The organism is Desulfurispirillum alkaliphilum, from assembly GCF_055378285.1.
On record NZ_AP042405.1, the window covers coordinates 2,212,609 to 2,225,247 of the forward strand.

The window sequence follows — 12,639 nt, forward strand, 5'->3', positions numbered from 1 at the left end:
TTTACGGTTATACTATTTTTCTATTTCACAACAGGGGACACCAGGTCCCCTGTCTGTATTTAAGGGAAGTTGCATGAGCGAGTTAGTGACCAATCTGGCCGAAGAGTTTAAAGACAGCTGTGGTTTCGGGATTATCGCCAATATTCGGAATACTCCCAGCCACCAGCTGCTGACCGACGCGGTAACAGCCCTGAGCCGCATGATGCACCGCGGGGCTATTGCAGCCGATGGCAAGACCGGTGATGGCAGCGGTATTCTGTGTGCCATGCCCGTCCAGTTTATGCGGGAGCAGGCGCAGGCTATGGGAATTTCCCTGCCTGCGCAGTTTGCCGTGGCAGTGCTGTTTCTGACCGACGAGGACCAGCAGAAGAAGGTTTTTGAAGAGTGTTGTGGTCGCAACGACCTGAAAGTGCTGGGATACCGCGGAGTGCCGGTCAATACCGAGGCCCTTGGTGAGCACGCCGCTTCCATGTTACCTTCCATCGTACACGCCTTTGTGGTGCCGGATTCCCTGATTGCCACCAAGCGGATGGATGCCCTGCTCTATCTGAGTCGGCGTCAGATGGAACGGCACTTTGCCTCCGATGATCACTTTCACGTGGCGTCCTTCTCCCGTACGGTGGTCTCCTACAAGGGTCTGGTGATGCCCCTCCACCTGCAGACCCTCTATGCCGACCTGAGTGATCCGGACTTCAAGATCAGCTTTGCGCTCTTCCACCAGCGTTTCTCCACGAACACGCTGCCGAAGTGGAAGCTGGCCCAGCCCTTCCGCATGATCTGTCACAATGGTGAAATCAATTCGCTGCGCGCCAATGCCTTCAATTCCCTCTACAAGTTCAACGCGGCCCGCAGTCGCGTATTCAGCCGTGACGAGCTGCAGAGCCTGCTGCCAGTGCTGCAGGATGGGGTCAGTGACAGTGCCAATCTGGATAACATGTTCGAGTTCCTGATTGCCAATGGCATTGATTTCTTCAAGGCAATTCGATCCCTGATTCCTCCACCCCGTCATAACGTGGCCAATATGCCGGCCAAGCTGCGCTCTTTCTACGAATACACTTCCGGCTCCTTTGAGCCCTGGGACGGTCCGGCTGCCGTGGGCGTGACCGATGGCCGCTATGTTGGCTGTGTGCTGGACCGCAATGGTCTGCGCCCCGCCAAGTACATTGTCACCCGTGATGGTCGCTTTATCATCACCAGCGAATTCGGCGTCCTGGATATTGCGCCCGAGAACATCCGGGAGCGAGGTCGTCTGCAGAGCGGTCAGATGATTGCGGCCGACCTGAAAAACGGGCGCATCTTCTACTCCGATGATATCGACGAATACCTCATGAACTCCCAGCCCTACAGCAAGTGGCTCACGGAGAACACCTACTATCTGCAGGAGTTCATGGATCGGCAGTTTGAGAATCACGATGACTACCGCTACGAAAATCTCGTGGCCATGCAGCGTTACCATAATGTCACCCACGAGACTGTGGAACTCCTGGTAAAACCCATGCTGATCAGCGGACAGGAACCCACTGGTTCCATGGGTGATGACTGCCCCGTTGCCGCGTTCAGCGACGTTCAGCGCAACTTCACCGACTTTTTCCGTCAGAAGTTTGCCCAGGTCACCAATCCTCCCATCGACCCCATTCGCGAGAAGGTGGTCATGTCCACCACCACGGGTTTCGGCGAGCTCTATAATGTGCTGGATGAAACCCCGGATCGGGCCAAGCGACTGAAGACCATTTCCCCGATTCTCTCCAGGGATATCCTCGATGCTCTGCTCTCCTTCGGTGACCCCGATCGGCCACGCTTTGACCCCTGCTACAAGTATGGTTTCTTTGGAACCGCCTACCATGGGGTCTGCCTGCGTGAGGCCCTGGAGAACCTCAGTCAGCAGGTTATCGCGGCTGTGCGCGACCATGGTGTGCGCATCGTGCTGCTGGATGACCGTGGACTGGATGCCCAGAATCGTCTTATTCCCATGGCCATGGCGGTGGGGTACGTCAATCAGCAGCTGGTGGAGGCGAACCTGCGCCACCGCGCCACGCTGGTGGTCTGCACTGGCGAGGTGTTTGACTCCCATTCGGCGGCAGTGATGATGGCTTTTGGCGCCATGGCCATCTACCCCTACCTGTTGTACGCTACCACGCTTTCTGTACTCTCCAGCGAGTCGCGACTGAGCCAGCGCGATATTCGCATCGCCCTGAAGCATACGTTCGATGCCATCACCAAGGGCATTCTGAAGGTCATGTCAAAAATGGGGATCAGCGCCGTTTCCAGCTACCGTAACTCGGCGCTCTTTGACGTGATCGGCCTCAGCCGTGAGGTGGTGGAAAACTGCTTCCGCGGTGCCAGTATTCTCCTGCCTGGACTGGATTATCAGGACATTGAGGAGCGTATCGAAAAAGTTCACGGCGAAGTTTTCCGCCGACAGCACATGCAGCCGATTTATCCGCTGCCCATGGGTGGCTTTTACAAGCACCACACGGGTGGTGAGTATCACGATTACTCGCCCCGTGCCGTGCAGCTGCTCCATGGGTTCGCTTCCAGCCAGAAGCGCGAGGACTATATCGCTTTCCGTGATCTCATAGAGAGTCGCGGACTGAAAATGATACGGGACTTTTTCACCCTGCGTCCGGCGGGTACCCCTCTGCCCATTGAAGAAGTGGAGGATATCAAGGCCATCTGCAGTCGCTTCGACTCCGCCGCCATGTCCCTGGGCGCCCTTTCGCCCGAGGCCCACGAGGCCCTGGCCGAGGCCATGAATATCCTCGGAGGCAAGTCCAACTGCGGCGAGGGTGGTGAGGCCGCTGAACGCTACAAAAGTGTCAAGAACAGCAAGATAAAGCAGATAGCTTCGGGCCGCTTTGGCGTTACGCCGGCCTACCTGCGCAGTGCCGAGGAGATTCAGATCAAGATCGCCCAGGGTGCCAAGCCCGGCGAGGGGGGGCAGCTGCCCGGCGAGAAGGTGACGCCGCTGATCGCTTCCCTGCGCTTCACCATTCCCGGTGTGACACTGATATCGCCGCCGCCCCACCATGATATCTACTCCATTGAGGATCTTGCCCAGCTGATCTTCGATATGAAACAGGTCAATCCCGATGCGCGCGTCAGTGTCAAGCTGGTCTCCTCTGCCGGGGTAGGGACTATTGCCGCTGGTGTTGCCAAAGCCTATGCCGATAAGATCATCATTTCCGGCAGCGACGGTGGCACGGGTGCGGCTCAGTATGCCTCCATCAAGTTTGCTGGCAACCCCTGGGAGATCGGACTGACGGAAGCTCACAACGCCCTGAAGGCCAATAACCTGCGCCAGATGGTGGAGCTGCAGACCGACGGAGGCCTGAAGACGGGGCGTGATGTGGTCAAGGCAGCGCTGATGGGCGCCGAGAGCTATGGTTTCGGAACGTCTTTGCTGGCCATTCTGGGCTGCAAGTTGCTGCGGGTCTGCCACCTCAACCGCTGCAGTGTGGGCATCGCCACCCAGAGCGACCAGCTGCGGGAACACTATCAGGGCACGGTGGACAAGGTGGTCGCCTACCTGACCAATGTGGCCGAGGATGTACGGGAGATTCTGGCTTCTCTGGGCCTGCGCTCGCTGCAGGAGGCCGTGGGTCGCGTTGACCTGCTGGAAGTGGTTGATCAGCCGCTGGCGAAGAAATTTGATTTCAGCGCTGTGCTGCGCCAGATACCTGGCCAGAACACGGTTACGGCTCCCTCCAATCCCCCCTTTGACCATAATGAGTTTGAGAAGGGTGTGCTCAAGGAGATCGCCACGGTACTGCGCAATCCCCAGCAGAGTATTCTGGTGGAGCGAACCATTCAGAACGTGCACCGCAGCTTCGGCGCCATGATCAGTGGAGAAGTGGCCAAATACTATGGTGATGCTGGCCTCGACAAGGATCAGATCCTCATTCACCTCAAGGGGATCGCCGGGCAGTCGCTGGGGGCTTTCCTCATCGATGGTATTTCCATCAACCTCAATGGCGTGGCCAACGACTATGTGGGGAAGGGGATGCATGGCGGTAAAATCATCATCGTACCCACCAACCAGTGGGAAAACTACTCGGCGGTGGGGAACACCTGTCTTTACGGTGCCACCGGTGGCAAGCTCTTTGTCTGCGGTACAGCGGGTGAGCGTTTTGCCGTGCGGAACTCCGGCGCGCTGGCCGTGGTGGAGGGCACCGGCGACCACGCCTGCGAATACATGACCGGAGGAACGGTGGTTATCCTCGGTGACACGGGCATCAATTTCGGCGCCGGCATGACCGGTGGCGCAGCCTTTGTCTATGACCGCAAGAATCGCTTTATCGACAAACTCAACCAGGAGCTGGTGGAGGCCAAGCGCATTGACGTGGATGCCGATAATGAAGGCAAGCTCTACCTGAAGAAAATTCTCTTCAGTTACTACAGCCACACCCGCAACGCGCGGGCCAAGATGATTCTGGATAACTACCGGGAAGAGCTGGAGTACTTCTGGATGGTGGTGCCCAAGGATATGAAAGCTCCCCTGAACCCCAAAGACGGCAACTGATCGCGGAGTATATATGCAGACTTTTGTGGAAACCAATCGCATTGAAGGGAAGAAGACCTCTTCCAAGGATCGCATACAGCATTACCAGGAAATCTACGAAACCTTCACCCGTGGCCGGACATCCCAGCAGGCAGAGCGTTGCATCCAGTGTGGCGATCCCTTCTGCTCCGCCACGGGCTGCCCCCTGGCCAACAATATTCCCCAGTGGCTCAAGGCGGTGGCGGAAAACGATCTGACGACGGCTTTCGCCCTTTCCAATGAGACTTCGCCCTTTCCCGAAATTCTCGGCCGAGTCTGCCCCCAGAACCGCCTGTGCGAAGGGGACTGCAGCCTCAACGATGGCTGGGGTGCTATTACCATCGGGGCCATAGAGACGGCCATCACCGAGCTGGCCTTTGAGCGGGGGCTGACCCTGCCCTTCCCTGGCGTCACCCGTGGACGCAAGGTGGCAGTCATCGGTTCCGGGCCTGCCGGCATGTCCGCGGCCCACTTCCTGCTGCGCGCCGGTATTGGTGTGGATATGTATGAGCGGGCCAGCCGTCCCGGTGGCCTGCTGACCTATGGGATTCCCGGCTTCAAACTCGACAAGCAGGTGGTGCAGAGACGCTTTGCGCTGCTGGAGCAGGCGGGATTGCGACTGCACCTGCAGACAGAGGTGGGTCGTGATATCAGCATGAAAGAACTGCAGCGTTCCTGTGACGCGGTTTTTGTGGGTATAGGTGCTACCCGTGGCCGGCGGCTGGGGCTGCCTGGCGAGGATCATCAGCAGGTGCTGATGGCTCTGGACTTTCTTACAGCCGTTCAGGGCAAGCTCTTTGGCGAGGAGCTGGACAGCCGTCATGATGTCAGTGGCCGGCAGGTGCTGGTGATCGGTGGCGGCGATACGGCCATGGATTGCCTGCGTACGAGTATCCGGGAGGGAGCGGCCAGTGTCACCTGTGCCTATCGCCGTGATGAAGCCAATATGCCTGGCAGTACCAAGGAGTACGTGAATGCCCGTGAAGAAGGGGCGCGTTTTCTCTTTCACGAAAGCCCCACGGAGCTGCTCTTTCATGACAATGGCGCACTGCGTGGTGTGCGCTTTGTGCGTACCGAACTGGGTGAGCCCGGAGCCGATGGCCGACGCCAGGTGCAGGAGATTGCCGGCAGTGAACATGAGATTGCGGCCGATGTGGTCATCCTCTCCCTGGGTTTTGACATGGAGAACCAGGCTATGCTTGGCGACAGCGGACTGAAGACTTCCCGCTGGGGCACGGTGCTTGCTGATGAACACGGAGTGACTTCCGGAGCCTCGGTGTATGCGGGCGGTGACTGTGTGCGCGGAGCTGACCTGGTGGTGACGGCAGCCCTGGATGGCAGGCGCGCCGCACTGCGCATCATGGCAGACCTGCTGTGATGGAGCATCGGGAGAGTTCCGTGGTGCAGATGTCCCTCAATGATGAGTGTGGTGACGAAGAGGCCTGTCGCATTGCGCAGCATACCTGGGATATGGTTGCCCGGGAGGCATTCGGCGATGTGGTGGGGGTGGTCAATGTGCTGCTGTGTGGTCGCGAGGCCATGCAGCAGATGAACGCCCAATTCCGGTCCCGGGACTATGCCACCGATGTCTTGAGCTTTCAGTACTACGAGTCCACCGAGCTGTCCGGAAACACCGATCCCGACGAGGTTATCGGCGATATGGCCCTGTGCCTGGATGTCATCCGCGAAAACGCTGTCAGCCGTGGCGTAAGTTTTGAAGAAGAATTGTCCTTTATGATAATTCATGGCATACTTCATGTCTGTGGTTATGACCACGAAATTTCAGAGGAGCATGCACAGCAAATGCAACAGCAAGAATTACGTCTTCTGGATCTGCTGATCCAGAGCGGGCGGTGAGAACACAATGGAAAGTGGCGAGCCGTTTTCGTTGTATCTTGAATTGACGATTCTGTTTATCTGTATCATTTTTTCAGGTGTTTTTTCCGCCAGTGAGACAACCCTGACATCACTCTCGGAGCTCAAGTGCCGTCGTCTTTACGAGTCCGGTGGTTCACGGGCCCGGCGCCTGAAGCTTTGGCTGAACTACCCCAATCGCACGATCACGACCATTCTCATCGGCAATAACCTGGTGAATATTCTTGGTTCCGCCATCGCCACCGGTATTGCGCTGCGGCTTTTCGGCAACCTTGGCATCGGGGTGGCAACAGGGGTGATGACCCTGATTATCCTCACTTTCGGTGAAATTATCCCCAAGACCTTTGCCAAGCATAATGCGGAAAAGCTGGCTGTGCCGGTAATCAATTTTCTGTCGCTGTTCTATGTGCTGCTTTTTCCCATTGTGTTCATCATGACCCGTTTTGCCACCAAAATAATTGCGGCCACGGGCGCCAAGGCCCACACCCGTGGCCCCATGATGACTTCCGAGGAGATTGAATACATCATCAGTACCAGCAAAGAGGAAGGGGTCATGGAGGAGGAGAAGACGGAGATGCTCTCATCCATTTTCGAATTCAGCGACACCATTGTCAAGGAAGTCATGGTTCCACGGCCACATATATACGCTCTCAGTGCTGACCTGCCCCTGGCGGTCATTGTCGATAAGATCATCGAGGGTGGATTCTCCCGCATCCCGGTGTTCCGGGGCGATCTGGATAACATCATCGGGATTCTCTATGCCAAGGATCTGTTGCAGATTCTGCGCACCGGCGGCCTGAAGGAAGAATTTAATATCGAAGCTTTTCTGCGCGCGCCCATGTACGTGCCCGAGGTGAAAAAGGTGGACGCGCTTTTCCGGGAACTGCAGAACAGCCGTATTCATATGGCCATCGTGGTGGATGAGTACGGCGCGCTGACGGGTCTGGTTTCCATGGAGGATCTGCTGGAAGAAATCGTTGGGGAAATCCGCGATGAGTATGACAGCAAGGAAAAGGATCTCATCCATCCCCTTTCTGAGGAGAGCTGGAGTGTTGATCCGCGCATTAATCTGGACGACTTCAAGTATTACTTCAAGATGGAGAATTTCGAGCATCCCCTGGAAGAGGACGGTGATTTTGACAGCGTAGGGGGGCTCCTGTGTGCTATCCACGATGGGCTGCCCCTGAAGGGCGATGTGTTTGCATACGGTGACTATGTCTTCACGGTGGAAGACGTGGATGAGCGACGGCTGAAAAAACTGTTGCTGAAAAAAGCCATGGCTCCATCGGAAAACGGTGAAGGCGCGGAAGAGAGTGGATCCGACCGCGAACAGGAGGCGGTGAAATGAGTTTTCGTTCCGGTTTTGTGGGTATAGTCGGACGCCCCAATGTGGGCAAGTCGACCCTCATGGGCGCGATCATCGGCGAGAAAATCAGTATTATCAGCGATAAACCCCAGACCACGCGCAATCGCATCATGGGTGTCTGGCACGGTGACGACTTTCAGGTGGTCTTTCTGGACACTCCGGGAGTGCACAAGGGCAAGTACGGCATCAACGATTTCATGCTCAACACGGCGTTTTCCGTCCTTTCGGAGGTGGATATCCTGCTGCTGGTGGTGGAGTACTGGGAGACCGGAGGGCAGGAATTCAACCTGCTGCTTGGCGAACTGCGCTCCCGGCATCGGGAGTTGCCACCGGTGTTTCTGGTGGTCAACAAGATCGATCTGGCTGAGGACAAACACGAAATTCTCGAATCCATCGCGAGGCAGAAGGATCTGTTTGACTTTGCCGGTATCATTCCCGTCAGTGCCCTGAACGGCGAAAACCTCGATCGACTCAAGGCGTTGATCGTGGAACAGATGGAGGAAGGCCCTCGCTACTTCCCCGAGGACATGATCACTGACCAGAGCGAACGCTTCCTGGTGGCGGAGTTTATCCGCGAAAAGGTCTTTGTGCTGACCCGTGACGAAATTCCCCACTCCATCGCCGTGCAGGTGGAGCAGTTTGTGACCGAAGAGAATCGTCTGGTCATCAGTGCCTGTATCTACGTGGAGCGGGACTCCCAGAAGGGCATGATCATCGGCAAGCGCGGTGCCATGATCAAGGAAATCGGCAGCCAGGCCCGTGTGGATCTTGAACGAATGCTCGGCACGAAGGTGTTTCTGGAGCTGCACGTGAAGGTTTCCCGCGACTGGCGCAAGACCAGTGCCCGTCTGCGTGAATTCGGCTATACGGAGCAGGTGTGAGCGAATCGGGAATTGTGCTGCATACGAGCCCCATACGCATTCGCTCACTGCTGGTGGTCTTTCTGACTGCCGAAGGGGTGCGGGAATGTATCCTGCCGGACAGCAGCCATGGCGCGCCGGTGTTTGGGGGACGCTATGATTTCATCTTCCAGGGGAAACTGCTACGCTCCTTCAGCCCTGTCTGCGAGGTTCCTCTGGCTCTGGAGCAGATGCTCTATGGGCAGGCCCTCTGTGAATTTCTCAATAAACTTGGCCGCGATGCTGATATCAGCGAACTCTTTGAGCCGGCCTGGGAGGTGCTTGGGCATTCGCCGAGCTTCCAGGATCGACTGCCTGTCTTCTATCGGCGCTTCCTGCAGTTTCTCGGTACCGGGGAGCTGGTTGCGGCATGCAGTTATTGCCAGCGAGGAGTGATTTCCTATATAGTGACTGATTTGGGAGTGCAATGCGATCAGTGTGCTGTGCCATCCGAGGGCATCTGCTTCAGTCCGGTGGAATCTGCCTTGCTGAGCGGACTTTCCTCCTTTGACAGCACGTCTTCAGCGGTGTCCGAAGCGCTGTGTCGCAAGATATTCTCCCACTTCAGCATGCATACCGGGACGCTGCGAACCCTGTCATGGCTTGACATGGCAGCTGCAGCGCCCTGATGGATTAATTCTGCCTATACTTCAAGGAGGCTCTTTTGACTTTTCAGGAACTCATACTTGCTTTGCAGGATTATTGGAGCAAACAAGGCTGCCTGGTTGTGCAGCCCTATGATATTGAGGTGGGCGCAGGAACCTTCAATCCGGCGACCTTTCTGAGATCTTTGGGGCCGGAGCCCTGGAACGTGGCCTATGTTGAGCCTTCCCGTCGCCCTACCGATGGGCGGTATGGCGAGAACCCCAATCGCCTGCAGCACTACTATCAGTTTCAGGTTCTGCTTAAACCTTCACCCGATAATATCGTGGAGCTCTACCTTGAGAGCCTGAAGGCCTTTGGTATCGACCCACTGAAGCACGATATACGTTTCGTTGAGGACGACTGGGAATCTCCGACCCTGGGCGCCTGGGGCCTCGGCTGGGAAGTGTGGCTGGACGGTATGGAGATCACCCAGTTCACGTATTTTCAGCAGTGTGGCGGCATCGACCTGTCACCGGTCAGTGGCGAAATCACCTATGGGATTGAGCGCATTGCCATGTACATTCAGCAGGTGGACAATGTGTATGACCTGGAGTGGTCGCGCGGGGTCACCTACGGCGATGTCTACCATCGCAATGAAGTAGAGTTCTCGCGGTACAACTTTGAGCAGGCCGATGTGAATATGCAGTTCAGCCTTTTTGACATGTACGAAAAGGAGGCGCTGCGCCTCATGGATGCGCAGCTGGTGCTGCCAGCCTATGACTATACGCTGAAGTGCTCCCACGCCTTCAATATGCTGGATGCCCGCGGGGCGATCAGCGTCACCGAGCGCACATCCTATATCGCCCGGGTGCGCCATCTGGCAAAACTGTGCGCCGAAGGCTATGTGAAGCTGCGCGCGGATCTTGGTTATCCACTCTGCAAGGAAGGGAAGTTTTCATGAGCACACAGGATATACTGCTTGAACTGGGAACCGAAGAGATTCCGGCTGGATTTATCGATGATCTGCTGCTGCAGATGGAGCGATTCAGTGCGAAGTGGTTTGGTGAGCGTAACATATCTTTCGCCACAGCGCGCACCATGGGAACACCGCGCAGGCTGACACTCATTCTGGAAGGCGTTGCCGTCAGTGGCCACGCCACCACCCAGGAACTGCTCGGACCGGCCCGCAATATCGCCTTCGACGCGAATGGTCAACTGACCCGTGCTGGCGAAGGCTTTCTGCGCAGCAAGGGATTCGCTGCTTCCGATGCCTATGTCAAAGAAACGTCCAAGGGTGAGTATCTCGCGGTGATGCAGCGCCAGGAGGCGGTGCAGACCATGGCGGTGCTGCCGCAGTTCTTTGAGGAGCTGATTCGCTCGCTCTCCTGTCGCAAGAGCATGCAGTGGGGCAGTGGCACTTTCCGTTTCGCCCGCCCCCTGCGCCATATCGCCGCTTTTTTCGGCACTCAGTCGGTGGATTTCGCCATGGAAGGACTGCGTTCTGGTGGAACCACCTATGGACACCGTTTTCTGGGCAGCCGTGAGATTGCCCTGCAAGGGGCGTCCAGCTATCAGGCGCAATTGGAAGCCCAGCAGGTCATTGTGGATATCTCCAGGCGGCGCGCCATGATCCAGGAGGCCTGTGATGCCGTGGCGAAACAGCATGGTGGCCGTGTTATCGGGGGAGAGTCCCTGGTGAATCTGACATCGCATCTGGTGGAATATCCCGTGGCCGTGGTGGGCGATTTTGACGAGCGCTTTCTGCGTCTGCCACGGGAGCTGCTGATTGTGACCATGCGTGAGCACCAGAAGTACTTTGCCCTTGAGGACGCGGGCGGCAGACTGCTGCCCCACTTTATCACCATATCCAATATGCCCATTGACGATATGTCCAGCATCAAGCGTGGCAATGAGCGGGTGCTGCGTGCCCGCCTCTCCGATGCGGAATTCTATTACGATGAAGATCTCAAGATTCCCCTGGCCAGTCGCAAGGCGCAGCTGGACAAGGTTGTCTTCCAGGAGCAGCTGGGCTCCATCGGTCAGAAAGTGGAACGCATCGCCGGGATTGCTGACGCTCTGGCGCAGGCCGCAGGCCTTTCTGAGTCGCAGCGTGCCGATATCGCCACGCTGGCGCTCCTGAGCAAGTGTGATCTGGTCAGTGGCATGGTCTATGAGTTCCCTGAGCTCCAGGGGGTCATGGGTAAGGAGTATGCCGCCCAGGAGGGATATTCAGAGACGGTTTCCCGTGGCATCATGGAACACTGGTTCCCGCGTCACGCTGGTGATACTCTGCCTTCCTCAATGGAAGCGGCCATGGTGAGTATTGCTGACAAGATGGATACCATTGCCGGCTGTTTCGGTATAGGTCTGCTGCCCTCCAGCTCCAATGATCCCTATGCCCTGCGTCGGCAGGCTCTGGGGATTTTGCACACCCTGTCCCACTGGAAACTTTCCGTAAGCCTGGACGCGGTTATTCATATGGCACTGCAGCGACTGGCAAAGGTGATCAGCCGCGAGTCCCGGCAGGTGGCCGAAGAGATCGCGAATTTCATCATCCAGCGCTCCAAGGTATTCTTCACCACCACTGAGGGATTCGACCACGATGTCGTGGAGTCCGTGTTCAGCGGAAGGTTCAGCGATGTGATCACGGTCAGCCGGAAGCTGCAGGCACTGCAGTCCCTGAAAAGCCGCCAGGATTACCGCAGTGTCGTGGAAACATTCCGTCGTGCGGTGAATATTATTCCCGAGGGTTTCAGCGGCAGCGTCAATGCCGCTCTGTTTCAGCACGCCAGTGAAGGCGAGCTCCTCGGACGGCTTAATGAAGTTCTTCCCCAAGCGTTGGACTGCGTGAAAAAGAATGACTTCGATGGGGTGTTTGGTATAGCTTTGCAACTGAAACCCCATGTTGATAAACTTTTTGATAATGTGATGGTCATGGATAAGGATGTGACTGTGCGTAACAACCGATTGGCGCTCCTGCAGCAGGTTGGACAGCTTTTCACCGGGGTAGCGGATTTCAGTAAGCTCGTCGTCGAGTAGCTCTGCTCTTGAGTCGCTGAAGTGCATTGAGTCCACATACTCGGGAGGGTGCCCTGCAGAAGGATTCCGATACCAGGTGGAAAAAAGCCGTTGCCCTGAAGTATCAGGACAAGAGCCGTGCGCCCCTTGTCAGTGCCAAAGGACAGGGGCATGTTGCCGAGGCCATTATTGATAAGGCCCGCGAGCATGGGGTGGCGATTCATGAAGATCCGGATCTGGTCGTGGCTCTGAGCGCGCTGGAAATTGATCAGGAAATTCCCGAGGAACTGTATCAGGCCGTTGCAGAAGTACTGGCCTTTCTTTATAAACAAAATGCCTTGAAAAGTGATTGGTAGAAG

The 12,639-nt window shown here is 56.6% G+C and carries 9 protein-coding genes; all 9 read left to right on the plus strand.

The annotated features are described in order from the left end of the window. Positions 1–73: 73 nt before the first annotated feature. Genes gltB through ACZ46I_RS09990 form a run of 9 tightly spaced genes read left to right on the plus strand, consistent with a single transcriptional unit; the run spans position 74 to position 12,636 of the window. Positions 74–4,519, plus strand: a complete 4,446-nt coding sequence (gltB, locus tag ACZ46I_RS09950; RefSeq protein ID WP_464280689.1) for a glutamate synthase large subunit — start codon at positions 74–76, stop codon at positions 4,517–4,519. Between the two features lie 13 nt (positions 4,520–4,532). Next, the gene (locus ACZ46I_RS09955) at positions 4,533–5,915 is read left to right on the plus strand and encodes a glutamate synthase subunit beta (RefSeq protein WP_464280690.1); all 1,383 of its coding nucleotides are present in this window, start codon (positions 4,533–4,535) and stop codon (positions 5,913–5,915) included. A gap of 29 nt (positions 5,916–5,944) precedes the next feature. Next, on the plus strand, positions 5,945–6,394 hold the full coding sequence (ybeY, locus tag ACZ46I_RS09960) for an rRNA maturation RNase YbeY (RefSeq protein ID WP_464281853.1): 450 nt from the start codon (positions 5,945–5,947) through the stop codon (positions 6,392–6,394). Positions 6,395–6,401: 7 nt separating this feature from the next. Then, a complete protein-coding gene (locus ACZ46I_RS09965; RefSeq protein ID WP_013506001.1) occupies positions 6,402–7,760 on the plus strand; it encodes a hemolysin family protein in 1,359 nt (452 codons plus the stop codon). After that, positions 7,757–8,659 (plus strand): GTPase Era, encoded by a 903-nt coding sequence (gene era, locus ACZ46I_RS09970; protein WP_013506000.1) that lies wholly within the window; start codon positions 7,757–7,759, stop codon positions 8,657–8,659. Before ACZ46I_RS09965 ends, era begins: the two co-directional genes overlap by 4 nt. Continuing rightward, positions 8,656–9,306, plus strand: a complete 651-nt coding sequence (locus ACZ46I_RS09975; RefSeq protein ID WP_013505999.1) for a hypothetical protein — start codon at positions 8,656–8,658, stop codon at positions 9,304–9,306. The genes era and ACZ46I_RS09975 overlap by 4 nt, the downstream gene beginning before the upstream one ends. Before the next feature lie 35 nt (positions 9,307–9,341). Beyond that, positions 9,342–10,223 carry a glycine--tRNA ligase subunit alpha gene (gene glyQ, locus ACZ46I_RS09980; protein ID WP_013505998.1) on the plus strand — a complete coding sequence of 294 codons (882 nt, stop codon included), beginning with the start codon at positions 9,342–9,344 and terminating at the stop codon, positions 10,221–10,223. Then, entirely contained in the window at positions 10,220–12,301 is a 2,082-nt protein-coding gene (glyS, locus tag ACZ46I_RS09985) for a glycine--tRNA ligase subunit beta (protein WP_464280691.1), read from the plus strand. The genes glyQ and glyS overlap by 4 nt, the downstream gene beginning before the upstream one ends. Before the next feature lie 26 nt (positions 12,302–12,327). After that, positions 12,328–12,636: an EscU/YscU/HrcU family type III secretion system export apparatus switch protein gene (locus tag ACZ46I_RS09990; protein ID WP_464280692.1), complete on the plus strand. Its 309-nt coding sequence runs from the start codon at positions 12,328–12,330 to the stop codon at positions 12,634–12,636. Positions 12,637–12,639: the final 3 nt, after the last annotated feature.